Origin of the sequence: Nonomuraea sp. NPDC050663 (assembly GCF_044456985.1) — a bacterium.
Lineage (GTDB): Bacteria > Actinomycetota > Actinomycetes > Streptosporangiales > Streptosporangiaceae > Nonomuraea.
In genome coordinates this window covers 117,615-140,815 of record NZ_JBITGL010000016.1, presented here as the reverse complement: position 1 = coordinate 140,815, position 23,201 = coordinate 117,615, and the positions used below count along the sequence as shown (strand labels likewise).

Genomic DNA, 23,201 nt, shown 5'->3' with positions numbered 1-23,201 from the left:
GCGCTCTCGAGGACGGCGCCGTGAGCGGCGCTCCCGCCGGGCTGCCCGTCGCGAGCGGCCGCGAGACGGCAAGGCAGGTGTGGCGGCTCAGCCACGGGCACCGGCTCCGGCTCGCCGCGACCGGCGTGCTGGGGATCGTCAGCACCGGCGTCGGCCTGATCGTTCCCTGGGCGACCGGAATCCTCGTCGACCGCGTCCAGGCCGGCACCGCGGACCTCGCCACCGTGCTGACCGTCACGGTCGTCATGGCGCTCTCGGCGGTCCTCGGCGCCGCCGGCACCGCGCTGACGATCGTGCTCGCCACCCGCGTCTACCACGCCATCCTCGCCGCGCTGCGCGAGCAGCTCGTGGGCCACGCGATGGCGCTGCCCCAGCACCTCGTCGAGCGCGCCGGCACCGGAGACCTGATCTCGCGCTCCAGCGACGACGTCACCGCGGTCGCCGACGCCGCCCCCGCCGTGATCCCGGCGCTCACCGTCGCCGCCTTCACCATCGTCGTGTCGCTGGGCGGGCTCGCGGCGCTGGAATGGCCCTACGCGGCCGCCTTCGCCGTCGTCCTTCCGGTCTATGTGCTGGCCGTGCGGTGGTACCTGCGCGTCGGACCCGGGGTCTACCGCGCCGAGCGTACGGCCATGAGCGCGCGGGCCCAGCAGATCATCGAGTCCCAGCGCGGCTACGCCACCGTGCTCGGCTTCGGGCTCGCCGAACGACGGCACCGGGCGGTGATGGCGGACTCCTGGCGCGTCGCGGGGCAGTCGCTGCGCGCCCGCGCCGTGCTCAGCATGCTCAACGGGCGGCTCAACCTCGGGGAGTGCCTGAGCCTGGCCGCCGTACTCGTCGTCGGCTTCGTCCTCGTGGACCACGACGCCTCCACCGTCGGGGGCGCCACCACCGCCATGCTGCTCGTGCTCCGCCTGCTCGGACCCGTCAACCAGCTGCTGCTGGTCATCGACACCCTCCAGTCCGCCCTGGCGTCGCTGAGCCGCATGATCGGGGTGGTCACGATTCCGACCAGCTCGCCGGATGCCCCGGCGCGGGCCGCGAGCCCCGCCGTACAGCTCGAAGAGGTCTCCTTCCGTTACGGCGAGGGGCCGCGGGTGCTCGACACCCTCACCCTCGCCATCCCGCCCGGCCGGCGCGTCGCCGTCGTCGGCGTGTCCGGGGCGGGCAAGAGCACCCTCGCCGGCGTGATCGCCGGAACCCGCCTGCCCGAGGCCGGGAAGGTGACCCGCCCCAGCCGGACCGCGATGATCACCCAGGAGGTCCACGTCTTCGCCGGCACACTGCGCGACAACCTCACCCTCGCCGCCCCCGGCGCCACCGACCGCGACCTCCACGCGGCGCTCGAAGCCACCGGCGCCGCACCGATCCTCGACGCCCTCCCTGACCGGCTGGACACCCTGCTGGGCGCCGGCGGGCACCCGCTCACCGACGCCCAGGCGCAGCAACTCGCCCTCGCCCGCCTGCTGCTCACCGACGCCGACCTGGTGATCCTCGACGAGGCGACCGCCGAGGCCGGCTCCACCTACGCCGGACAGCTCGACCGCGCGGCCGACACCGTCCTCGCCGGGCGCACCGCGGTCGTGGTCGCCCACCGCCTCTCGCAGGCGGCGACCTGCGACCGGATCGTGGTGATGGAACACGGCCGGATCATCGAGACCGGCACCCACGCAGAGCTGGTTGACGCCGGCGGGGTGTACGCCGGGTTGTGGCGGGCCTGGGAGGCCGCCCAGTGACGATCAGGCGCGCATACCAGCGGCATACCCGACCCATACCTCTGCTCCTTGGGCTGCGATTCACCATCCATTCCTCGGCGGCCATATGCATGTGACCGCATTTCGAAGGAGGAAAATGAGAAAGCGCAGAATCGGCATCCTGGCCGGCGGACTCATCGCCACGACCGTATTCGTGGGCGGGTTGGCGCCCGCTCAGGCGTCGGTCGCGGAATCATCGGAGGTCAGCGCCTCAGCTGCCTGCGTGACCGTGTCGCGCTGGTACACCGAAAGATCGCGACACTACGTGAAAGTCCGCAATCACTGTTCCACGTCGAAATCCTTCTGCGTGGACATCCCGCTCTGGCCGGATTCAGGGCCGTACACAGTCAGCGGCGGCAGCATCAAGACGTTCATGTATTCCTACGCCGGCTCACCCACCGGCGACCGGATCTACAGTTGCTGACCTGGTGAAGGCGAGCTAATCCTCAGCTGAGGATTCAGGGACACGAGGGCGCGGACATCGCTGAGTTCGGACCCTCGTGCCCGCTGGCCAGGTGAGCGCTGCGGTCAGCGCGGGCGCGGCTGTGTCCGGCGCGGGCGCACCAGCCATACGGCGGCGGCGAGCGTGAGAACCCAGCCGATCACTTCGATGAGCAGGTGGTCCGTCGCGCTGGGGACGGACTGCAGCAGGTACACGCGGACGCTGTTGATCGCCCCGTGTGTCAGGACCGCGGGCCAGACGCTGCCCGACTGCCAGCGGAGCGCGAGCAGCAGCGGCGCCCATGGCAGCATGCCGGCGAAGTAGATGACGATGTCCCAGGTGGGCCGATCGCCGATGACGGCGAGGACCGGCAGGTGCCAGACGATCCAGACCAGGCCGCTGACGAGGGCCAGCGGCCAGAATCCCCATGACGCGGCGCGTGTCGCCAGCCAGCCGCGCCAGCCGAACTCCTCACCGATGGCGAAGACCGACTGCATGAGGAAGACGGGGACGATCCAAATGGTCGCCGCGAGGATCTGGTCGAGCGGGTTGAGCTGCCAGATGCCCAGCGCCAGGGCGACGGCGGTCTGGGTCGCGGCGATCGCGGCGATGAGGCCGATGCCGATGCCGGCCCATTTGGGGGTGCCGCGCCAGCCGGTGGCGAACGTCTCGCGGAAGGTGCCGGGGCGCCGGGCGAGCCACATGATGATCGCTGCGAGCAGCGGGGTGAGTTGCAGGATCGGGGTGATCAGGTTGTTGAGGTCTGTCGGGACGAGCCGGAAGACCATGGGGACGGACAGCGCGAAACACAGCAGGACGGCGATCGCGAAGAACCAGGGGACGTCTGTGGGTCGTAGGAAGCGCACAGTGTCGAAGCTTTGCCGGGCCCGATCGGTCCTGCCTCACCCGAACGGGTGAACCCGGGGCCGCCCGTCAGGATGGAATCGCATCCGGGCAAGGCTGCCAGGTGAGGTGGGCGGCGTTCGATCTTCCGGCGGTGGCGGCGCCTGGGTAGCGTCTGAGGCATGCGTCTTGAGGCGAGCCGGGGGGTCGACGCGGGTCTGGCGGTGCTGGCCGGTTCGATCGTCATGGTCACGTTGTCCGGGCCGTGGTACGCGCTCGCGGGGCTGGTCGCGGCCGCTGCGATGCTGCTGGTGCGGCGGGTGAGGCCGCTCCTGGTGACGGTGGTCACGCTGGGCGCGGACCTGGCGGCTGCGGCGGCGATCGTCGATGCGGGCGGGAGCGCTCCGCTCCTGGCGGGAGCGGCGGCGACGATCGCCTCGTACAGTCTGGGCCGTCATGGTGGGCGGGCATGGCTGACGGGCCCGGCGGTGGCGGCCGGATACCTGGTCGCGACCGTGGCGGTCGATCCGGTGAATCCGGTGGGGCAGCTCGCGCAGATCCTCGCGGCGCTGGGGACCGGGGGGCTGGTGCGCCTGCGGCATGCCTTGCTGGAACGCGCGAGGCGTCGGGCTGCGGGGAGGGCGGTGGCGGCCGAGCGGCGCCGCATCGCCAGGGAGCTGCACGATGTGGTGGCCCACCACATCGGGGTGATCAACGTGCTGGTCGGCGCGGGCCGTACGACGATGGCGACGGATCGGGCGGCGGCGGAGGAGGCGTTCGTGACGGCCGAGCGCACCGCTCGCGAGGCGATGACCGAGATGCGTCAGCTCCTGCACGTGCTGAGGGCCGATGAGGACGCGGAATCCGGCGCGGCCGGCGGCGCGGCGGGGGTGGCTTCGCTGGTGGAGCAGGCGCGGGCGCCCGTCACCCTGGAGGTCGACGGCGAGCCGGTGCGGCTTCCGGCGGCCGTCGACCACGCGGTGTACCGGCTCGTCCAGGAGTCGTTGACCAACGCACGGAAGCACGCGCCGGGCGCGCCGGTGCGCGTGCGGCTGTCGTACCTGCCGCATGGCGTCGAGGTGGAGGTCGTCGACGACGGGCCCGGCCCGAGGGCGCGTGGTCGCGGCGGTTTCGGTCTGCGGGGCATGGCGGAGCGGGTGGAGTTGTGCGGCGGGCTGTTGTCGGCCGGCCCGCGGCCCGAGGGCGGGTTCCGGGTGCACGCCCGGCTGCCTGTCGTCGCGCTGGAGGAGGCCGGATGCTGATCGAGGTGCTCGTCGTGGACAATCAGCTGCTGGTGCGCAAGGGGTTCGGGATGATCGTGGACGCCCAGCCGGACATGCGGGTGGTGGGGGAGGCGGGTGAGGGTGAGCAGGCGGTGCGGTTGTGCGCGGAGCTGCGGCCTGACGTGGTGCTGATGGATGTGCACATGCCCGGCGTCGACGGGGTCGCGGCCACGGAGCGGATCACGGCGGCGGCGCCTGAGGTCCGGGTGCTGGCGCTGAGCATGTACGACCTGGACGAGCACGTCGTGAGCATGTTGCGTGCGGGTGCTTCCGGGTTCCTGCCGAAGGACATCTCGCCGGAGGACCTGGTCGAGGGGGTGCGGCTGGTGCACTCCGGCGAGGCCGTGGTGGCGCCGCGTCTGCTGACGCGGCTGATCGGCAGGTTCGTCCGGGCCGGCGGTCCGCGCCGGGCCGGCGGCCGGGGGGTGGCGGCCCGGCTGAGCGAGCGTGAGCGCGAGGTTCTGGTGGCCATCGGCCGGGGCTTGTCGAACGTCGAGATCGCCAGGGCTCTGGCTCTGTCGCCGTCCACGGTGAAGAACCACATCACCAGCGTCTTCGCGAAGGTGGGGGCGCGGGATCGGGCGCAGGCCGTGATCGTGGCGTACGAGGCGGGCCTGATCGTCCCGGGCGAGTAGAGGCCGGTGTGCTCAGAGCGGGCCGGTCGTGGGGGGTACGGCGGGGCAGCGAGTTTCGCGTGGGGGCAGGACGAGCGAGGTCAGGAAGTCGTCGACGGCTCGGGTGACGCAGGGACCGCGATGGTAGGCGGCGTGTCCCCACCCTTCGTAGGTCAGCAGGACGGCCCGGTCGCCGAGTTGCTCGCTGACGTTCGCGGCCCACTCGTGGCCGGTGGCGGGATCGTGCAGGGCGTTGACGAGGAGCATCGGCGCGCTGCCGCGGACGCGGAGCCGATGCTGGGGATTGGTGACCGGGCCGGGGTGGCCGAGGCAGATCGCGACGAAGTTCACGGCCAGGGCGGAGTAGCGCATGTCCGGGGCGATGCTTCTCATGCGCTGGAGGTGCGCGGCCCACTCCCGGTAGGAGCGCACGGGCAGCGACCAGTCCCGGCAGAGGATCGCCTGGGCGGGGAACGGGGTCTCCTGGAGGCTCTTCACGGCGGGCGGGCTGCTGCCGTCGTCGCGTAGCGCCCGCAGATAGTCGCCCAGTTCTCGCCACTGGGGACCGTAGAACAGGATGCGTACGGTGCCGATGAGGGCGATCGGTGTCAGGGGCCGGCCAGGGGCGGAGGGATCCGCAAGGGTGCCTTCCTCCGCGCGCGACAGCAGGCCGGCCCAGATGTCACGCACCGGCTGGCCGTGGAGCGCGCAGGCGCTGTCGCGTTCGCACCAGGCGACGAACTCGTCGAAGGAGTCCTGGACGAAGGCGGCCTGGGTGTCGAGGAAGGCGTGGATGCCGAGGCTGTGGTCGACGTTGCTGTCCAGGGCCAGGGCGCGGACGTGGCGGGGGAAACGTTCGGCGTACTGCTGGCCGATCAGCGTGCCGTACGAGACGCCGTAGAAGGTCAGCTTGTGCTCGCCGAGGGCCTGGCGGATGGCGTCGAGGTCGTGCACGACGCTGAGGGTGTCGACGTGGTCGTACAGCTCGCCGGTGCGAGCCCGGCAGTCGTCGCGGAGCCGCTGGTTGTAGGCGAGCCATCGGTCGAAGTCGGCCTGGTTGTCGAGGGCGGTGGGGACGGCGGCCAGCAGGTCGGGCGAGCACACGACGGGGTGGCTGCGCCCGACGCCGCGAGGGTCGAAGCCGACGAGGTCGAAGCGTTCGGTCAGATGGGTGCTGAACGGCCCTCCGGCCAGGACGGTGTCCACGCCGGATCCGCCCGGACCTCCGGGATTGATCACCAGGGAGGCGATCCGTGCGTCGGGGCGGGTGGCCTTGCGGCGGGCCAGGGCCACCTGAAGGGTCGGGCCATGAGGCCGGGCCCAGTCGACGGGCACCTCGACGGTGCCGCATTCGACGGCGGGGTTCTCCGGGCAGGGGGTCCAGGCGACGGGTGGCGGTGGGGCGGCGGCGCGCGCGGCCACGGGTACGGCCCAGGCGAGGGTGAGTCCCAGGGCCGCGGCGACGGCCATCGTTCTGATCATGCCTCCAGGTTCTCCGTCTCGGTGCCGGGATGCATCGGGCGGCGGGCGGAGGTGCGCGAGGGACCGGGGTCCCATCGCGGAGGCGGGCGTGGGAGCAGGGGCCGATCGGTTACGACGGCTCCGAGCCCGCGGTTCGCGCCCGGCTGGTCCACTGCTCCGCCGCGAAAGCGGGACCGTGGCCGGGGACGATCGTGGTGGCGATCGAGACCAGACGCCTCCGGCTGGCGTGAAGGGCGTCGAGGTCCACCGCGTGGCGGTCGCCCTCCGACGTGGCGGTGTTCCACGCGTGGGTGAAGGCGACGACGCCGTCCCGTGTCCCGGCCAGGGTGGTGATGTCCTCGTTGGTGTGGCCAGGGGTGCGGGTCAGCACGATGGCGTCGGTCAGGCGGTAGCCCTCGGCGTCGCGCCAGGTCCAGCGGTCGCCGTGGTAGATGGCCCAGTGGTCGTGGAAGCGGGCTTCGGGGAACAGGGCCGCGTTGAGCGTGTGGTCCGGGTGGTGGTGGCTGAAGATCACATCGGTGATGTCTTCCGGCCTGAGGCCCAGCTCGCGCAGCGGGTCCAGGATGAGGGAGCGGTGGCGGACCATGCCGGGGTCGAGCACGGCGCGGACCGCGCCGTGCTCGACGTAGCCGACCGTGCTGGCCACGGCGTCGTCGCCGTACCCCTCGTGAAGGATCGTGTAGGCCGCGCCGTCGTCGATGTTCATGGAGAGCAGGATGAGGAGCGCCCGCATCGGGCGACAAGTGGCCGGAGGGCCGATATTCGCAGGATTACGGCCTCAGCGGCGGATAGTCGGTGTAGCCGGTCTCGCCGCCCGTGTACATCAGGTGCCGCCCGCGCACCTCGTTCAGGGGCGCGTCCACGCGCAACCGCGTCACCAGGTCCGGATTGGCCAGGAAGGCGCGGCCGAGGGAGATCAGGTCGGCTCCCGCGGCCAGCAGCTTCTCGCCCGCCTCGCGGCCGCCGTCGGCGGGGAGGGGGCCGGGCCACGGCAGGGCCGGGTTGGCGATCAGCGACCCCGGCCAGTCGCGACGGATGCGCTGGAACAACGGCTGCTCCGGGTCGGCGAACACGACGTGCAGGTAGGCCAGGCCGCTGCCGGCCAGCTCGCCGACGAGGGCGGGGTAGAGCTCGTCGATGTCGTCCTCCCGCATGGAGTTGGCCGTCACGCCAGGTGAGAGCCTCAGGCCGACCCGCTCGGGGCCGATCGCCGCCGCCACGGCGCTCACGACCTCCAGCACGAAGCGCATGCGGTTGCCGGCCGGGCCGCCGTAGGCGTCGGTGCGGCGGTTGGTGGAGGCGGCCAGGAACTGGTGGAGCAGGTAGCCGTTGGCGCCGTGCTGCACGAGCAGGCCAGGCAGCTGTCGGCCGAGCAGGGCTTCGTGTACGGCGAGGTGCACGCGGTGATGGGCCTGGCCGAGTGCGGCTTCCTCGCCGAGCTGAGGGGAGATCCGTCGCTCGCCGCCGCCGCCGCCGCCGACGCCGCCCGCCGCGCGGTCCGTGCACCGCTGCCGCCGGGCGAGCACAGCGACGTCGACCGGATCACGGACGCGGTGACCGCCACGCTGCCGCGGCCCGACTTCCGGCAGGCGTTCCTGGAAGGTGCACAACTGACGCCCCAGCAGGCGGCGCAGCGATTGCGCGACCTGAAGCTCCGCCCGTGACACCCGCCGACCGGCGGCGCTAGGGCCGCTCTTGGCCGGGCTGTGCCTGCGATCTGCTGCGGTGCCAGGTCGCGGCGAGGCCGAGGCCCGCCACCACCAGGGCGGCCGCGAGCAACAGCCCGGCGGAGATCTCCAGATGACCGCTGCCGCCGAGCCGGCCGGAGGAGGGTTCGCCGCCGTCGAGCTGCGTCAGGGGCGAGACGTACCTGCCGCCGATCACCAGCGCGCCCGCGATCGGGCCGAGGACGGCGGGCAGGCCGCCACGGGCCGCGGCCGGTTCGGCGCAGGAGGCCACCGTGCAGGTCACGGTGGCTACGAGCAGGGCGAGCAGCAGCCCGCCGGGGATCCAGGCGGCCGAGACGACCTTCTCGGGGTCGCCGCCCGTCGCGGCCAGGGCGAGCAGCAGGAGCAGGGCGCACAGGACGCCCCCGGTGACCGCGAGCTGTGTCCGCCACCGAGAGGCGCCCGCCGCGCATCCTGCGGCGAAGCCGGCCAGTGCGGTCAGCGTGCCGTACCAGGGGTGGTAGGCGACGGACGCGGACGTCAGCAGCAGGGGCACGACGACGCCCACCTGCACCAGCGCCGCACCGGCCGTGCTCGGCCCCGACCACGGGCCGGTGATCGCCGCCAGCAGCGCGGCGGCCGCCAGGATGGCCAGGCCGATGACGGCGACCAGGATGTACGGCCGGCGGCCCAAGGAGTCCAGCGAGATGTCGAGCACCGAGCTGATCCGCTCCGGCGTGGCCAGCGCCGGGACGAAGGCCAGGAGCGCGGCCAGCGAGCCGAGCACGGTCAGCCTGGCGGAAGGGCGGAACGCGGCGGCGCCGGGGTGCAGGACCACGGCGAGGACCGCCGCCATGACCGCGAGCAAGGCGGGCACGGCCGCCACGTACGCGAGCCCGGGATCGGAGCGCAGCCAGGTCGCGCCGAGTAGGGCGGCCGCCACGACCCCGGCCCCGACCGCGCTGCCCGCGATCGTGGCGGCCCAGGCACGTTCCCCCTGCGTCATCAGCTCCTGTGCCGCGCCCAGCACCGCGACCAGCACCAGGGCCCCACCGGCCTGGGCGAAGGAGTAGACGCTGGTGTGCCCGGCGAGCGAGGGCAGGAACAGGGCCGCCGTCATGGGGAGGCATAACAGCGTTCCCGCGGCCAGTAACCACGACCACCAGCGGATCAGGAGGAGCCCGGCGATGACGGCGATCACCGGGATCATCGTGGGCACCAGCGAGGACAGGCCCCACTCGATGCGGCTGGGGACGAGGGTCGCCTGGGCCCAGCCCAGTCGCATGGCGGTGGCCACCGGGACGAGCGTTCCCGCGGCGGCCGCCGCGATGGCCCAGATCTTCGTGCTGCTTGGCATGGGTGCGATCCTTCGGGGGTCAGGTGCGGGCAGCACGGTAGGCCGCCTTCTCCTCCGCCGAAAGGTGTTCCGTCGCGTAGGCCAGCATGGTGCGCGGCATGACGGCGGCGTGGCGGCCGAGGAACTCCAGCAGGCGCGGGCGATCCTTCTTGCCCGCCTCCCGCAGCACTCCGCCGACGGCCTTCTGCACCAGTTCGTGGGGGTCGGAGACGAGCACGTGCGCCAGCCGGTAGATGTCGTCGGTGTCGCCGAGCCGCGTGAAGTAGAGCGCGGCGTAGACGGCGGTGCGGCGTTCCCAGGGATTGGCCGAGCGGGCCAGGTCGTCGAGGACGTCGTGGGGCTTGCCCTCCAGGTAGCGGCCGATCACCCAGGGCGCGGCCAGGTCGACCAGGTCCCAGTTGTCGATGACGTCCATGCGGGACAGGTAGAGCTCGAACAGCTCCCTGCGGCGCTCCTCGGTGGTGCGCTTCAGGCGGGCCTGCTTGTCCATGATGCTGAGCGCCCCGACCCTGGCCTCCCTGATGGGGCTGTCCAGCAGGGTGTTCAGCTCGGCGGGGGGCAGGTCCACGAACTCCTTGGCCAGGCCGAACACCTGGCCCATCCGCACCCCGACGGCGCCGCTCACGCCGTCGGAGAAGTAGCGCTGGATCTTCTCGCGCTCCTCCGGCGAAGCCAGCGCGACCAGGCGCCGCACGAAGTCGTCAGCGGTCATGGCCGGCACGGCGTCCTCCCGGACTGCTTGATCAGATCGGGCGGTCCCATCGTAGGGGCGCGGCACCCGCCGGGTCCTTCCTTCGTCCGGTGGGTAGGGGGCGGGAATGGGACAGCAACGATCGTTCGCCCGCCAGCTGCTGAAGACGGGCGCCGCGGTCACCGCGGCGGCCGTGCTCGGTGGCCTGTCCACCAGCGCCGACTCGGCGTGGTACCGCAAGCTGCGCAAACCGCGCTGGCAGCCGCCCTCGCAGGCTTTCGGCCTGGTCTGGACGCCGTTGTACGGGCTCATCGCCTATGCCGGCGCCCGCGCCTTCACCGAGGCCACGGACGATGACAACCGCGCCGCGCTCAAGCGTGCCTACTTCCTCAACCTGGCGCTCAACGCCGCCTGGACGCCGCTGTTCTTCGGCGCGCGAGCGCCCCGGCTGGCGCTGGCCGACGTCGCGGTGCTCAACCTGTCGAACGCCGACCTCGTGCGCCGTTTCCTGCGCACCGACCGCCGTGCCGGCCTCGCGCTGGTGCCGTACACGGCCTGGACGGCTTTCGCCACCGCCCTGAACGCCTCGATCGTCGCCCGCAACCCGGAGCGTTGACCTCAGCGTGCCGCCGTGACCCGGGCGAGGGCCTGCCTGAGATCGGTGACGTGGACGACGTCCGCGGGCAGGCGGGTGCCGGTCCAGCCGGGTCCGGCCGCGAGCACCGTCGCGTAAGCCGTACGGGCGGCGCGCAGCGCCGTGACGGAGCCGGTGGCCCGCGCCTGTGACCACAAGGACCACAGCCTTCGGCGTGGCGCGGCTGCGCAGCATGGAGACCGGCAGGCCCAGCCGGCACGCCACGGGGGGGCCGTCGACCTCGCCCCGCCGGGCGCCGGTCTCGCCGCCGCGCTTCTCGACGAACACGCCGAAGCGCCGCAGGCTGCCCTTGACGCGGTGGGACAGCAGGCCGACGGCGTCGGCGACGTTCTCGGCCAGGCCCTCGGGATCGGTGTCCATCTGCAGGGTGACCCGGGTGTGGTTCTGGTCGAGCCGGTGGAAGGTGACCATTCCCAGGCCACACGCTCGTCGGGGTGCTGCTCGGTGATGCGGGCGCCTGCCCTCACTCATGGCGCTTAACGACGCAGCAGTGCGGGCTCCTCTTGCGTTCGACGACATTCATTGCAAGGACCGTCTTGCTTTAGTGGCATTGTCATTGCAAATAGCCTATTTAAGTGAGGAAATCAGTTGCGCAATATGCAAAGGCAAAGTAGCGTTTGGCCATCACCGAACACGTACTATCGCGAATTCAGTGAAGGGATTCGACATGCCCACCACAGCCGGACTCCTCATCGCCGCCCTGGCCCTGACGGGAGCCACGACCGCCGCACCCGGTCACCCCCAGGTCCAGCAAGCGCTCGACGACGCCGTGGCCACGGGCGGTGCGCCCAGCATGGTGGCCGAGGTTCGTGACTCCCAAGGGCGGTGGTACGGCTCCGCGGGCGTGGCCGACCTGCGGACCGGGCGCAAACGGCATGCGCAGGAGCGGTTCCGCATCGGCAGCGCCGCCAAGCCGTTCACCGCCACGGTTGTCCTGCAGCTGGAGGCGGAAGGGAAGCTGAGCCTCGACGACAGCGTGGAGAAGTGGCTTCCCGGCCTGGTCAAGGGCAACGGCAACGACGCCGGCGTGATCACCGTCCGGCATCTGCTCAACCACACCAGCGGGATCTTCAACTACGGCAACGACAAGGAGGAGTTCGCCAAGTTCTCCGGCCCCGCCTGGCTGGAGCACCGCTACGACGCCTACACGCCGGAGCAGCTCGTGAAGATCGGCCTGCGCAACCCCCGCTCCTTCGAGGCCCCGGGCGACGGCTTCGTGTACTCCAACACCGGCTACATCCTCGCCGGGATGATCGTCGAGAAGGTCACCGGCAGGACCCTCGCCGGCGAGATCGAGCGGCGGATCGTGCGCCCCCTGGGCCTGACCGGGACGTACCTGCCGGGTAAGGAGACGAAGATCCGCGGCCCTCACCCCCGGCACTACTCGACCCTGTTCGTCGCCGACGCCGACGCGAAGGTCTACGACGTGACCGACCAGAGCCCCACCACCGGCTGGGCGGCCGGCGGCGTGGTCTCCACGACCGGCGACCTCCACCGCTTCGCCGCCGCGTTGCTGCGCGGCAAGCTGCTGCCGCCCGCCCAGCAGCGGGAGATGTTCACCATGGTCAAGACCGGGGTCCGGCTGCCGGACGGCACCTGGAAGGACACCTGGATCCACGACACCACGTACGGCACGGGCGTCTTCTCGTGGAAGCTGGCGTGCGGGGTCGACGTCTGGGGGATCGGCGGCGCCATCACCGGAGGCTTCTCCTTCGCCATGGGCAGCCGGGACGCCAAGCGCATGATCGCCAGCAATGTGACCGTCGACAAGTACGGGGAGCGCAACTCGCTCGACATGTCGAAGGCCGTGCTGGAGGCGGAGTTCTGCCCGCCCCAGTCACGCGGCAAGTGACGATCCGGCGCCCGGTCAGGGCCGGCCGGGGTCGCGCGGCACGAGCAGGCCCCGGTTGAACGCCTCCGTGACGGCGGCGGCGCGGTCCTTCACCCCGAGCTTGGCGTACAGGTTGAGCAGGTGACTCTTGACCGTCGCCTCGGTGATGAACAGCCGGTCGGCCGCCTCCCGGTTGGTGTTGCCCGCAGCCACCAGCTGCAGCACCTCCAGCTCGCGCTGGCTCAGCAGCTGCGGCGCCGGGCTTCTCATGCGGCTGAGCAGCCGCGCTGCGACCGTGGGAGAGAGCACCGTCTCGCCCCTGGCCGCGGCGCGCGCGCCGCGCAGCAGCTCCTCGCGCGGGGAGTCCTTGAGCAGGTAGCCGGTGGCGCCCGCCTCGATCGCCGGCAGGACGTGGCTGTCGTTGTCGTAGGTGGTGAGCACCAGAACGCGGGCCGTCACCCCCAGCCGGTTGAGCTCGGTGATCGCGCCCAGCCCGTCCATGCCCGGCATGCGCAGGTCCATCAGCACCACGTCGGGTCGCAGCCGCTGGACCAGCCGGACGGCCTCGGCGCCGTCGGCGGCCTGGCCCAGCACCTCGAAGCCCGGCGCGGAGGCGAACATGGCGGCCAGTCCGTCCCTGACGACGGGGTGGTCGTCGGCGATCACCAGGCGGATCGGCCGTTCGTTCATCGGTCGCTCCCCGGAGCCTGCTGCGCGGGGACGCAGGCCGACACGCCGGTGCCCGAACCGGGCCGCGACTCGATCCGCAGCGTGCCGCCCAGGCCCTCGATCCGCTGCCGCATGATGGTCAACCCGAATCCCGCGCCCTTCGCCCCGTCCGGGTCGAAGCCCCTGCCGTCGTCGCGCACGTCCAGCGCCACCTCGCGCTCCAGGTAGGACAGCGTCACCCCCGCCCGGCTCGCCACGGCGTGCTTGGCCACGTTCGCCAGCGCCTCCTGGGCGGTGCGCAGCAGCGCGAACTCCGCCTCGGCCGCCATCGGCAGGACCGTCCCGGTCGTGGTCACCTGGACGGCCAGCCCGTTCACCTTCGACCAGCGGCGCACGACCTCGGACAGCGCCTCGCTCAGCCGCCCGTTCTCCAGCGGCTCGGGACGCAGGGCGTCGACCGAGCGGCGGGCCTCGGCCAGGCTCTCGCGCGCCAGCCCCTTGACCGCCTCGAACGGCCGCCGCCACGGTGCCGGCACCTCGTGCATCTGCTCGGCAGCCTGCAACTGCGCGATGATCCCGGTCAGTCCCTGGGCCAGCGTGTCGTGGATCTCGCGTGCCATGCGCTGGCGTTCGTCCAGCACCCCCGCCTCCCTGGCCTGCGCCAGCAGCTGGGCCTGCAGCCCGGCGTTCTCGGTCAGGGAGGCCTCCAGCAGCCGGTTGGCCCGGCCCAGCTCGGCCATGGCCCGCTCGCGCTGTGCCCGCTCCTGCTCGGCCAGCCACAGCACCCAGGCGGTGCCGCCCATGAGCGCGATGTTGACGACGATGATGACCGCGACCAGCACCACCCCGCCGCCCGTCGCCGTCGGCACCCCGGAGGCCTGGGCGGAACCCGCCACCACCGCGGTGGCCGAAACGGCCGGCAGCCGCCACGGCCAGGGCACCATGGTGAAGGCGTAGATGTAGGGGGCGGGGGTGAACAGGCCGAACGCGGGGTCGTACGCCACCAGCAGCGCGGTGATCGCCAGCAGCCCGGCGAAGAAGACGCCCATGAGCGCGGGCCGCCGCCGCCAGGACGGCCGCAGCGTGAACATCAGCAACATCCACAGCGCGGCCGCGGCGCACAGGGCCAGGACCACCATCGGGGAGTCGCCGGGCTCCGGCTCGTCGAGCAGAGTGAAGATCGTCATGCCGGCCAGCAGGGTGTACGGCACCGCGGTGACGAGAAGAGCCGGAGGCTGCTGCTCGGGGGGCTGGCTGCTCAAAGATCCGCTCCTTCCGGCCCGAGTCTATTCCCAGCGGAAGCCGCGGACCGCGACGAGCGCGCACCCCACGGCGTAGGCGGCCAGCGTCAGCAGCGGCGCCGCGGAGGGGAAGTGGCCCAGGTAGGCGTCCTGGAAGGCCCGCATGCCCGCCCCGAGCGGGGTGAAGCGGCTGATGTCCTGCAGCAGCGGCGGCATCTGGGCGATCGGCACCCAGAGCCCGGCGAAGAACATCAGCGGGAAGAACAGCACCGTCCCGGCGGCCGAGGCCGCGCCGCGCCCCGGGATGAGCGCGGTGACCAGCAGCCCCATCGACATGAGGGCGAGCGCCGCCAGCACCCAGCTCACCGCGAAGCCGGCCGCGTGCTGCGGCAGCCGTACCCCGAAGCCCGCCCAGGCCACGGCCAGGAACAGCACCATCGCCGCCAGGGCGATGCACAGGTTGGCCACCAGCTGGGCGGCCAGCAGGCGGACCGGGCCGACCGGCGTGGTGCGCATGCGCCGCAGCACGCCGTTCTCTCGGTATCCCGCCAGCGTGTTCGGCAGCGCGGTCAGGGCCATGATGGCCAGGTTGAACAGGACCAGGACCGGGACGTAGACGTCGAAGACGGCCAGCGGGCTGCCCGGCTCGACCGGTTCGCGCAGGGCGGGGACGCTGCCCAGGATGATCAGGACCACCAGCGGGCAGACGACGCCCCAGATGGGGCCGACCTTGTCGCGCACGGAGAGCTTGAGCTCGGCCTTGATCAGCCGCGGCGTGGCGGATTGGGAGATCGACATGACAAAGGTTCCCTTCAGGAGGTGGGCGAGGTGCCGGGGTTCGTGCCGGTGAGGCGGACGAAGGCGTCCTCCAGGCTCGCCTGCTCCACCCGAAGCCCCTGGGCCACGATGCGGTTGCGGGCCAGGACGGCGGTGACGGCGTTGAGGACGTCGCCGGTGCCGGTGACGACGACCGTCTCGCTCCGGCGGGTCAGGCCCGACACCTCGGGCAGGGCGGTCAGCAGCCGCTCGTCCAGCGGCGCGGAGGGGCGGAACCTGATGCGGTGCTCGATGCCGGCCCGTTCTGTCAGCCCGGCCGGGGTGTCGACCACGACGACGCGGCCGGCGTCGATGAGCGCCACCCGGTCGCACAGACGCTCGGCCTCCTCCATGAAGTGGGTGACCATCACGATCGTCACGCCGCGCGAGCGCACCCCCTCGATCAGCTCCCAGGTGTCGCGCCGGGCCTGCGGGTCCAGGCCGGTGGTGAGCTCGTCGAGGATGGCCACCCGGGGCGAGCCGATGAGCGCCAGCGCGATCGACAGCCGCTGCTTCTGGCCGCCGGACAGCTTGCCGTACCTGGTCCTGGCCTTCTCGCCCAGGCCCAGGCCGTCCATCAGGGTGCGCCAGTCGACAGGGTCGGGGTAGAAGCTGCTGTACAGCTCCAGGGCCTCGGCGACCTGCAGGTGCTCCGGCAGCTGCCCGGCCTGCAGTTGCACGCCGAGCTGCCGGGTCAGCTCGGCCCGGTCGCGCCGGGGGTCGAGGCCGAGCACCTCGATCGTGCCGCGGTCGGGCACGCGCAGCCCCTCGATGCACTCGACGGTCGTGGTCTTGCCGGCGCCGTTGGGGCCCAGGACGCCGAGGATCTCGCCCTCCTGGACGGTGAGGGAGACGTCGTCGACCGCGATCTTGTCGGCGTAGCGTTTGTGCAGGTGGCGAACCTCGATGACGGGCGGCATGGTGCTGTCCTTCCTGGCGGTCTTCCCGGCGATCGGGATGTCTCCAGGCTGCTACGACGCCCGCCGGGCCACCATCGGCCGGTCGTCGGGACCGGGGGATCGGGAGGCGGAATTCGCGGCCTGGCCAGGTGGTGGGTGACCCTCCACCGATCGGTGGAGGCGGGCTGGCGGCACCGAGACGTTTGACGACGTCAGCGTGGGTAGCCGAACCACCGCAACACCGAACAGAGAGGATCACCCATATGACTGAGCCGTGGAACTACCGCCCGGAAGTGACCGGCGCCGGGGTCGACCTGATCGGGTTCGACGTCGAGGCCACCGACGGAAAGATCGGGTCGGTGGACGAGCAGAGCGACACCGTCGGGGAGAACTACATCGTCGTCGACACCGGGTTCTGGATCTTCGGCAAGAAGGTCGTCATGCCCGCGGGCACGATCACCCGGATCGACCCGCAGGAGCGCAAGGTCTTCCTCTCTCGCACCAAGGAAGAGATCAAGAACGCTCCTGAGTTCGACGCCGACACCTACAAGGACTCGGCCTACCGGCAGCAGGTGGGCGACTACTACGGTCGCTACGACCAGCCGCTGTAGGCGGGTGGCGAAGGGTCCGCCGTCCGGTTCGGGAGGCCGGGGGCGGGCCTTTCGCCTTTCGTGACGGGGATGAGCATGAACCAGGAACGCCAGCCCGGGTGAGCGTGAAACGCTCACCCGGGCGGTCGGCTGTCAGGCGAGGGTGCTCGGGAACCTCTCCCACACCCGGTGAACGGCCAGCAGCCCGGTCACCTTCTCCAGTACGGCGGTGGCCGACTCCGCGGTGACCACCCCCGGCGCCGACGCGGGAATGCCGGCCGCGGTGAACGCCTCCTGGGCGGCGCCCCAGCCGCCGAGGGGCTTGGCGTGCCGGTAGGCCTCGTTGAGCAGCAGCACGACCCTCGGATCGACCGTGCCGCTCACACCCGCCTTGGCGTCGCGGGCGCCCTGCGCGTCGGCGCCCGGCTCCGGCGCGCCCGCGACGAGGATCGCGTCGAACTCCACCGACCGTGCCGCCGCGAAGGTGCGCTGCACGGTGACCGGCTCTCCCGGCCCCGGCAGCACGCCGCCGGTGGGCGCGATGATGAGCGGCACCATGCCGCCGTCGAGCACCGCCTGCCGTACGGTCCTGACGGCGTCGAGGTCGGGGCCCGCCACGATGCCGACGATCCGGCCCGCGGTCGGCCACGTCCGGCCCACCTGCGACAAGGCCGGGCTGGCCGCCGGGTTGCCCTCGGGTGCGCCGTCGGGCGCGGGCAGGCCGAGCCCGGCGGCCACCTCGCGGCACAGCACCGGGTCGATCCGGGCCAGCACCAGGAGCTGCCGCTCCTTGATCGCCTGCTCGTAGACCTTGCTCAGCTCGAAGGTGTAGGCCGCGATCACGTGCTCGCGTTCCACCGGCGACAGGCTCAGCCAGAACAGGCGCGCCTGGCTGAAATGATCGTCGAAGGAGGCCGGCGAGAGCCGTCCGCGCGGCGCCGCCTCCACCGGGACGGGCACCTCGACGTAGCCGTCCGGCGCGTGGAACGGGCACCCGCCGTCGAGCGAGTTGGGCCGGTACGGCGCGGCCCCGGCGTGCACGGCGCTCTGGTGCATGCCGTCACGCAGCATGTCGTTGACCGGAGCGTGCGTGCGGTTGATCGGCAGCTGGTTGAAGTTCGGCCCGCCCAGCCGGCTCAGCTGGGTGTCGAGATACGAGAACAGCCGCCCGGCCAGCAGCGGGTCGTCGCTCACGTCGATGCCCGGCACCAGGTGCCCGACGTGGAAGGCGACCTGCTCGGTCTCGGCGAAGTAGTTGACCGGGTTGGCGTTGAGCGTCATCAGCCCGATCGGCTGCACCGGTGCGAGCTCCTCCGGCACGATCTTCGTCGGGTCGAGCAGGTCGATGCCCTCGAAGGTCTGCTCAGGCGTGTCAGGGAAGACCTGCACCCCCAGCTCCCACTGCGGATGGGCCCCGGCCTCGATGGCGTCCGCCAGGTCGCGCCGGTGGAAGTCGGGGTCGACCCCGCCCAGCAGCTGCGCCTCCTCCCACACCAGCGAGTGCACACCCGCCTTCGGCTTCCAGTGGAACTTCACCAGCACCGTGCCGCCGTCGGCGGCGACCAGGCGGAAGGTGTGGACGCCGAAGCCCTCCATCATCCGGTACGAGCGCGGGATGCCCCGGTCGGACATGTTCCAGATCGTGTGATGGGTCGCCTCGGTGTGCAGGCTCACGAAGTCCCAGAAGGTGTCGTGCGCGCTCTGCGCCTGCGGGATCTCGCGGTCGGGATGCGGCTTGCCCGCGTGGATGACATCGGGGAACTTGATCCCGTCCTGGATGAAGAAGACTGGGATGTTGTTGCCCACCAGGTCGAAGATGCCCTCGCTGGTGTAGAACTTCGTCGCGAAGCCGCGGGTGTCGCGCACCGTGTCGGCCGAGCCGCGCGATCCGAGCACCGTGGAGAAGCGCACGAACACCGGCGTGCGCGCGTCCTTGGCCAGGAAGGCCGCCTTGGTGATGGTGGCGGCCGTGCCGTACGCCTCGAACACGCCGTGGGCCGCGGCGCCGCGGGCGTGGACGACCCGCTCGGGGATGCGCTCGTGGTCGAAGTGGGTGATCTTCTCGCGCAGGTGGTGGTCGCGCAGCAGCGTCGGGCCGCGCGGCCCGGCCTTGAGCGAGTGGTCGGTGTCGGGCAGCCGCGTGCCGGTCGCCGTGGTCAGGAACGGACCGCCCTGCGCCCTGGTCTCGGCGCTCTCGCCGGACGGCTGGCCGGTGGCCGTGAGCGGGTCGGGGCCGTGCTGGTCGGGCTTGGGCGGCAGCGGCTCGCGCGGCTCCACGGGCTCGGCCACGTTCGGCGGCTCGGCGCCCGGACGGCCCGGGATCTCGCCCGCCGTTCCGCGGTCGGCCACGGCGTCGATCACCTTGTCGATGGCCCTGGTCACCGGATTGGTCTCTTCGGCCATGTGAATGGTCCCCCCGTGTCGTCTAATGGCTGAGCGCGTGGATGGGCTCGTCCTCGGTCGTCGAGCCGCAGCGGGTCACGCCCGCCCTGTTCGTCACTGTGTGTGACAACATCCCTCCCGAATCGTGACAGGAGGGGCACTACCCAGACATGGCGAGCTCTACCGGCGATAACGCCTGACAAAAGCCTCGAAGACCTCCCGCGGCAGCACCTCACGCTCCTCGGGATGGAGGTTGCGCAGGAAGGCCGCGACCCGCTCGCGGGAGACGTCGATGCCGTGGGAGAGGAGATAGGTGCGCAGCGCCTCGGCGTCCACGGGCTTGTCGAAGCGCGAGTACAGGAGCTCGCCGTAGAACGGCGAGGGCGCCCGCCGGCGGAGGCTCTCGAACGCCGGGCGGGAGATGCCCCGCTCGTGTTCGCCGGGCGTGAGGCCGATGAGGAAGTCGATGTCGCCGAGGGTGATGAGCTGGCCGGTGACGGTCAGACCGAGCAGCAGCTCCTCGGGGGAGAGGCGGCCGTCGTGGTCGCTGTCGAAGAGGTCGAAGGTGTCGCGCTCCTCCTGGATCGTTTCGCGGTCGCGGGCGGCCGGGCGGGCCATGAACGTTCGCCTCCTGAAAGGGACATCTGGTGTTCATCGCTCCCTCTGCCCTCGATGGGGGAGAAGATGACCGATTCGTCCGACTGTCACCTTGAGGATGGCGATGAGGAAGAAGTGATACAGGCGATACGATCTTCGTGCCCCGGAATCCTCCTCCTCCAGGAGTCAGCGCATGTCCGTCGACGACGCCAACCCCCGCACAGACTTAGCCGCCAAGATCAAGCCCGAGGTCCCCCACGCCGCGAGGATGTGGAACTACTGGATGGGCGGCAAGGACAACTTCGAGGCCGACCGCGCCGCCGGTGACGCCGTGGCCCGGGTGTATCCGGAGATCGTGAGGATGGCCGCGGAATCGCGGACGTTCCTGCACCGCGTCGTGCGCTACCTGGCCGGTGAGGCCGGCATCGACCAGTTCCTCGACATCGGCACCGGACTGCCCACGATGCAGAACACCCACGAGATCGCCCAGGGCATCGCCCCGCAGTCGCGCATCGTCTACGTCGACAACGACCCGCTGGTGCTCGTCCACGCCCGCGCGCTGCTGCGCAACACCACCCCCGAAGGGGTGACCACCTACGTGGACGGCGACTACCACCAGCCCGAGCAGATCATCGAGGACGCCGCTAACGTGCTCGACTTCACCCGGCCGATCGGGGTGATGTTCATGGGGGTGCTCGGCTACATCGCCGACCTGGAGGAGATGCGGTCGATCGTCACGCGGGTGATGGCCGCCGTGCCGTCGGGCAGCTACCTGGTGCTGTGGGACGGCACCAACACCGGCCAGGCCGTCAGCGAGGGCGCCGACCAGCTCGAGGAGAGCGGCGCGGTGCCGTACTACCTGCGCTCGCTGGAGGAGCTCGGGAGCATCTTCGACGGGCTGGAGCTGGTGGAGCCCGGTCTGCGGCCCATCACCCACTGGCACAACGAGAACAGTGCCAGGCCCATCGACGCGCACGGTGCGGTGGCCAGGAAGCCCTGACCGCCACGTCACGGCTCGGGCTTGAGGGTGATCGACCAGATTCGAACTGGTCCCGTCCAGGTTCACGGCCTGGCGTGCTGCCTCTACACCACGATCACCACGATCACCACGAGCGGCCGGGGCCGGATCTTCTCTGGCTCCGGTGGCGGGACTCGACGACGATTTTTCGAGACCTGGTGATGCGTGCCGCCCCTGGGATTCGAACCCAGACTGCCCGCGTCCTGAGCGCGGTGCCTCCTGCCGTTGGGCTAGAGCGGCGAGATTCCTTGCGAGAGTGGGCGGCGGGAGTCGAACCCGCCGCTCCGCCCTACCAAGGCGGTGTCCTCGCCCCTAGGACCTCAAGGGCGAGGCGAGCTCCGGGAGCAGGGATCGAACCTGCGCAGGCGGGGTTCAAAGCCCCGTTGCCGAGCCAGCACGGCTTCCCGGACCGCGTCGTGCGTACCCACAGCAGGATTCGAACCTGCGACCTCCTGGTTCGTAGCCAGGCGCTCTGATCCACTGAGCCATGCGGGTGAGTGGCGCTTTCTCGTGCCTTTCCCTGTGGGGTTTTATTTTCCGTCGGAAAAGGGAAGAAGCCGCCCGAGAATTTCTCCGGCGGCTTCTGGGTGGTCCCTTGACGATGGGGCTACCCGAGCGCCTGCCAGGAGAGGAGGACATTGCCGGACTGCAGTCGGCAGCGCCGATGCTCGGATCGCGACTGCGTCGACGTGGCCTCGTTCTTCACGGCTTCTCCTCCCCGGCGGCCGGGTTCATCCCGAACGCGGTTGATTCCCGCGCCTTACCTTTCTCACGGTAACTCCAAAGCCCGCGAATGGGCTACTCATTAATGTGAACGGGACGGCCGAAGTCGGCGGGGGCGCCGCCGCCGGTGAGGTCGATGGCCCACACGCCTAGAAAGGCGCCGGTGAATCCCCATTCGCGACCTTCCGTCGCGTAGTCGTCGGAGAGGATCCCGGCGTCCAGCACGGCGGGAAGCGTGGTCCATGCCTGCCCGTCGGCCGAGTGGGAGAAGCGCAGTTCGGCGCCGTCCAGCTCGGCTCGCAGGTGGACGAGCCCGGCGCCGGGCAGGGGGACGGGGGCGCCCGCCGGGGTGCTGATGTCGCCCCGGTCGCTGGCCAGCAGTTCCAGGCAGCGGCCGACGCCCTCGCGCCGGGTGACGGCGAGCAGGTACCAGTTCCGGCTGTTGTAGTAGGCGGTGACCCCGGCCAGTTGCTGGAAGCTCTCGGGGGCGAAGCCGACCGGGACGGCCAGGCTGCATCGCAGGGCGGAGGCCCGCCGCGCGATCAGGCTGGGCCGTACCCTCGACCAGGGGGACTGGCCGCCGAGCAGGCGCAGGTGATCGTCGCTGACCATCGCCCAGTCCGCGGAGGCGGGGCGGCGCAAAGTGCTCCACACGGTGCTCGTCCAGCCCTCGTCCTCGCCGGGCCACGGGCGGGATTCGAGCGGCAGCCGTACGACCTCGGAAGGCACGCCCCCTTCGACGCGCGGCCAGCCGCCGGCGGGCCAGCTCACCCGCTGCACTGCGGTCTCGCGGCCCAGGACGCAGCGGCCGCGAGGGGTGAGGGGGCGGGCGGCCAGGTGGACGAGCGCCCAGTCGCCGCCGGGGGTGTCGACGAGGCTGGCGTGTCCGGCCTTCTGCAACGTCAGGGACGGATCGTGGCGGGAGGTCAGCGCCGGGCCCGCCGGGTCGGGCTCGTACGGTCCGAGAAGGGAGCGGGAGCGGGCGACGGTGACCTGGTGGTCCCAGCTCGTGCCACCCTCGGCGGTGACGAGGTAGTACCAGCCGTCCCGGCGGTAGAGGTGCGGGCCTTCGGTGTATCCGGCCTCGGTGCCCTCGAAGACGACCTCGGCAGAGCCGATGAGCTTGCCTTCGGTCCTGGAGTACTCCTGGAGGATGATGCCCGAGGCCCAGGGCATGCCGGGGCGCCAGTCGCAGCGGTTGCTCAGCAGCCAGCTGCGGCCGTCGTCGTCGTGGAAGAGCGAGGGGTCGAAGCCGCGGGCGTGCAGCGGGATCGGGTCCGACCAGGGACCCTCCGGCGAGGTGGCGGTGACGACGAAGTTGGGGGTGTCCCAGAAGCCGCCGAAGCTCTCCACGTCGGTGTAGACGAGGTAGAACAGCCCGTCGGCGTACGACAGGGCGGGTGCCCACGCGCCGCCGGAGTCGGGCACGCCGGTGAGGTCGATCTGCTCGGCCCGGGTCAGGGCGCCGCCGAGACAGCGCCAGTTGACCAGGTCGCGCGAGTGATGGATGCGCACGCCCGGGAGCCACTCGAAGGTCGACGTGGCGATGTAGTAGTCCTCGCCCACCCGCACAATCGACGGGTCTGGGTGGGAACCGCGGAGGATCGGGTTGGTGGCGACGGCGGTGGGCATGCGGGGACGATCTCC

23 protein-coding genes and 5 tRNA genes are annotated in these 23,201 nt (G+C 71.4%); 9 read left to right on the top strand and 19 right to left on the bottom strand.

The window, feature by feature from the left end; all coding sequences use genetic code 11:
• Positions 1-20: 20 nt before the first annotated feature.
• Together ACIBH1_RS37315 and ACIBH1_RS37310 are read left to right on the top strand one after the other, a co-directional pair.
• On the top strand, positions 21-1,736 hold the full coding sequence (locus ACIBH1_RS37315) for an ABC transporter ATP-binding protein (RefSeq protein WP_397318749.1): 1,716 nt from the start codon (positions 21-23) through the stop codon (positions 1,734-1,736).
• 115 nt (positions 1,737-1,851) lie between these two features.
• Positions 1,852-2,178, top strand: coding sequence for a hypothetical protein (locus ACIBH1_RS37310; RefSeq protein WP_397318748.1), 327 nt, complete (start codon positions 1,852-1,854; stop codon positions 2,176-2,178).
• 104 nt (positions 2,179-2,282) lie between these two features.
• Here ACIBH1_RS37310 and ACIBH1_RS37305 read toward each other — a convergent pair whose 3' ends face one another.
• Positions 2,283-3,062, bottom strand: coding sequence for a type II CAAX prenyl endopeptidase Rce1 family protein (locus ACIBH1_RS37305; RefSeq protein ID WP_397318747.1), 780 nt, complete (start codon positions 3,060-3,062; stop codon positions 2,283-2,285).
• Between the two features lie 159 nt (positions 3,063-3,221).
• Here ACIBH1_RS37305 and ACIBH1_RS37300 point away from each other — a divergent pair, with 159 nt between their 5' ends.
• On the top strand, positions 3,222-4,301 hold the full coding sequence (locus tag ACIBH1_RS37300; protein ID WP_397318746.1) for a sensor histidine kinase: 1,080 nt from the start codon (positions 3,222-3,224) through the stop codon (positions 4,299-4,301).
• Positions 4,295-4,957, top strand: coding sequence for a response regulator (locus ACIBH1_RS37295; protein ID WP_397318745.1), 663 nt, complete (start codon positions 4,295-4,297; stop codon positions 4,955-4,957). Before ACIBH1_RS37300 ends, ACIBH1_RS37295 begins: the two co-directional genes overlap by 7 nt.
• 12 nt (positions 4,958-4,969) lie before the next feature.
• Here ACIBH1_RS37295 and ACIBH1_RS37290 read toward each other — a convergent pair whose 3' ends face one another.
• From ACIBH1_RS37290 to ACIBH1_RS37280, 3 genes are all read right to left on the bottom strand, one after another.
• The gene (locus ACIBH1_RS37290; protein ID WP_397318744.1) at positions 4,970-6,418 is read right to left on the bottom strand and encodes an alpha/beta hydrolase; all 1,449 of its coding nucleotides are present in this window, start codon (positions 6,416-6,418) and stop codon (positions 4,970-4,972) included.
• Between the two features lie 109 nt (positions 6,419-6,527).
• Complete coding sequence (locus ACIBH1_RS37285) at positions 6,528-7,124, bottom strand: MBL fold metallo-hydrolase (protein ID WP_397318743.1); 597 nt, start codon at positions 7,122-7,124, stop codon at positions 6,528-6,530.
• Positions 7,125-7,188: 64 nt separating this feature from the next.
• A complete protein-coding gene (locus ACIBH1_RS37280; protein WP_397318742.1) occupies positions 7,189-7,764 on the bottom strand; it encodes a hypothetical protein in 576 nt (191 codons plus the stop codon).
• Here ACIBH1_RS37280 and ACIBH1_RS37275 point away from each other — a divergent pair.
• Positions 7,756-8,082 carry a hypothetical protein gene (locus tag ACIBH1_RS37275; protein WP_397318741.1) on the top strand — a complete coding sequence of 109 codons (327 nt, stop codon included), beginning with the start codon at positions 7,756-7,758 and terminating at the stop codon, positions 8,080-8,082. The genes ACIBH1_RS37280 and ACIBH1_RS37275 overlap by 9 nt on opposite strands.
• A 19-nt stretch (positions 8,083-8,101) precedes the next feature.
• On the opposite strand, the gene ACIBH1_RS37270 is transcribed toward ACIBH1_RS37275, so the two are convergent.
• Together ACIBH1_RS37270 and ACIBH1_RS37265 are read right to left on the bottom strand one after the other, a co-directional pair.
• Positions 8,102-9,442: a hypothetical protein gene (locus tag ACIBH1_RS37270; RefSeq protein ID WP_397318740.1), complete on the bottom strand. Its 1,341-nt coding sequence runs from the start codon at positions 9,440-9,442 to the stop codon at positions 8,102-8,104.
• A 19-nt stretch (positions 9,443-9,461) separates the two neighbouring features.
• Positions 9,462-10,154, bottom strand: a complete 693-nt coding sequence (locus ACIBH1_RS37265; RefSeq protein WP_397318739.1) for a DNA alkylation repair protein — start codon at positions 10,152-10,154, stop codon at positions 9,462-9,464.
• Positions 10,155-10,260: 106 nt separating this feature from the next.
• On the opposite strand from ACIBH1_RS37265, the gene ACIBH1_RS37260 reads away from it, so the two are divergent.
• A complete protein-coding gene (locus ACIBH1_RS37260) occupies positions 10,261-10,749 on the top strand; it encodes a TspO/MBR family protein (protein ID WP_397318738.1) in 489 nt (162 codons plus the stop codon).
• A gap of 2 nt (positions 10,750-10,751) precedes the next feature.
• On the opposite strand, the gene ACIBH1_RS37255 is transcribed toward ACIBH1_RS37260, so the two are convergent.
• Positions 10,752-10,925 carry a hypothetical protein gene (locus tag ACIBH1_RS37255; RefSeq protein ID WP_397318737.1) on the bottom strand — a complete coding sequence of 58 codons (174 nt, stop codon included), beginning with the start codon at positions 10,923-10,925 and terminating at the stop codon, positions 10,752-10,754.
• A gap of 530 nt (positions 10,926-11,455) precedes the next feature.
• On the opposite strand from ACIBH1_RS37255, the gene ACIBH1_RS37250 reads away from it, so the two are divergent.
• The gene (locus ACIBH1_RS37250; protein WP_397318736.1) at positions 11,456-12,640 is read left to right on the top strand and encodes a serine hydrolase domain-containing protein; all 1,185 of its coding nucleotides are present in this window, start codon (positions 11,456-11,458) and stop codon (positions 12,638-12,640) included.
• A gap of 15 nt (positions 12,641-12,655) precedes the next feature.
• Here ACIBH1_RS37250 and ACIBH1_RS37245 read toward each other — a convergent pair whose 3' ends face one another.
• Genes ACIBH1_RS37245 through ACIBH1_RS37230 form a run of 4 tightly spaced genes read right to left on the bottom strand, consistent with a single transcriptional unit; the run spans position 12,656 to position 16,265 of the window.
• On the bottom strand, positions 12,656-13,309 hold the full coding sequence (locus ACIBH1_RS37245; protein WP_397318735.1) for a response regulator: 654 nt from the start codon (positions 13,307-13,309) through the stop codon (positions 12,656-12,658).
• Positions 13,306-14,550: a sensor histidine kinase gene (locus ACIBH1_RS37240; protein WP_397318734.1), complete on the bottom strand. Its 1,245-nt coding sequence runs from the start codon at positions 14,548-14,550 to the stop codon at positions 13,306-13,308. The genes ACIBH1_RS37245 and ACIBH1_RS37240 overlap by 4 nt, the downstream gene beginning before the upstream one ends.
• A gap of 24 nt (positions 14,551-14,574) precedes the next feature.
• Positions 14,575-15,327, bottom strand: coding sequence for an ABC transporter permease (locus tag ACIBH1_RS37235; RefSeq protein ID WP_397318732.1), 753 nt, complete (start codon positions 15,325-15,327; stop codon positions 14,575-14,577).
• A gap of 14 nt (positions 15,328-15,341) precedes the next feature.
• Entirely contained in the window at positions 15,342-16,265 is a 924-nt protein-coding gene (locus tag ACIBH1_RS37230; protein WP_397318731.1) for an ABC transporter ATP-binding protein, read from the bottom strand.
• A gap of 242 nt (positions 16,266-16,507) precedes the next feature.
• On the opposite strand from ACIBH1_RS37230, the gene ACIBH1_RS37225 reads away from it, so the two are divergent.
• Positions 16,508-16,855, top strand: a complete 348-nt coding sequence (locus tag ACIBH1_RS37225; RefSeq protein ID WP_397318730.1) for a PRC-barrel domain containing protein — start codon at positions 16,508-16,510, stop codon at positions 16,853-16,855.
• A 132-nt stretch (positions 16,856-16,987) separates the two neighbouring features.
• Here the strand turns inward: ACIBH1_RS37225 and ACIBH1_RS37220 are convergent, their stop codons facing one another.
• Both ACIBH1_RS37220 and ACIBH1_RS37215 read right to left on the bottom strand, forming a co-directional pair.
• Complete coding sequence (locus tag ACIBH1_RS37220; protein ID WP_397318729.1) at positions 16,988-19,237, bottom strand: catalase; 2,250 nt, start codon at positions 19,235-19,237, stop codon at positions 16,988-16,990.
• Positions 19,238-19,396: 159 nt separating this feature from the next.
• Complete coding sequence (locus ACIBH1_RS37215) at positions 19,397-19,834, bottom strand: hypothetical protein (protein WP_397318728.1); 438 nt, start codon at positions 19,832-19,834, stop codon at positions 19,397-19,399.
• A 172-nt stretch (positions 19,835-20,006) separates the two neighbouring features.
• Between ACIBH1_RS37215 and ACIBH1_RS37210 the strand changes: the two genes are divergently transcribed.
• A complete protein-coding gene (locus tag ACIBH1_RS37210; protein ID WP_397318727.1) occupies positions 20,007-20,813 on the top strand; it encodes an SAM-dependent methyltransferase in 807 nt (268 codons plus the stop codon).
• A 26-nt stretch (positions 20,814-20,839) separates the two neighbouring features.
• Here the strand turns inward: ACIBH1_RS37210 and ACIBH1_RS37205 are convergent.
• From ACIBH1_RS37205 to ACIBH1_RS37180, 6 genes are all read right to left on the bottom strand, one after another.
• Positions 20,840-20,911: transfer RNA gene (locus ACIBH1_RS37205), tRNA-His, on the bottom strand.
• A gap of 86 nt (positions 20,912-20,997) precedes the next feature.
• Positions 20,998-21,071 (bottom strand) — tRNA-Leu (locus ACIBH1_RS37200).
• Between the two features lie 22 nt (positions 21,072-21,093).
• Positions 21,094-21,151: transfer RNA gene (locus tag ACIBH1_RS37195), tRNA-Thr, on the bottom strand.
• Positions 21,152-21,167: 16 nt separating this feature from the next.
• Positions 21,168-21,240 (bottom strand) — tRNA-Gln (locus ACIBH1_RS37190).
• A gap of 12 nt (positions 21,241-21,252) precedes the next feature.
• Positions 21,253-21,326, bottom strand: a tRNA-Arg gene (locus tag ACIBH1_RS37185).
• A gap of 303 nt (positions 21,327-21,629) precedes the next feature.
• A complete protein-coding gene (locus tag ACIBH1_RS37180; RefSeq protein ID WP_397318726.1) occupies positions 21,630-23,186 on the bottom strand; it encodes a glycoside hydrolase family 43 protein in 1,557 nt (518 codons plus the stop codon).
• Positions 23,187-23,201 lie beyond the last annotated feature (15 nt).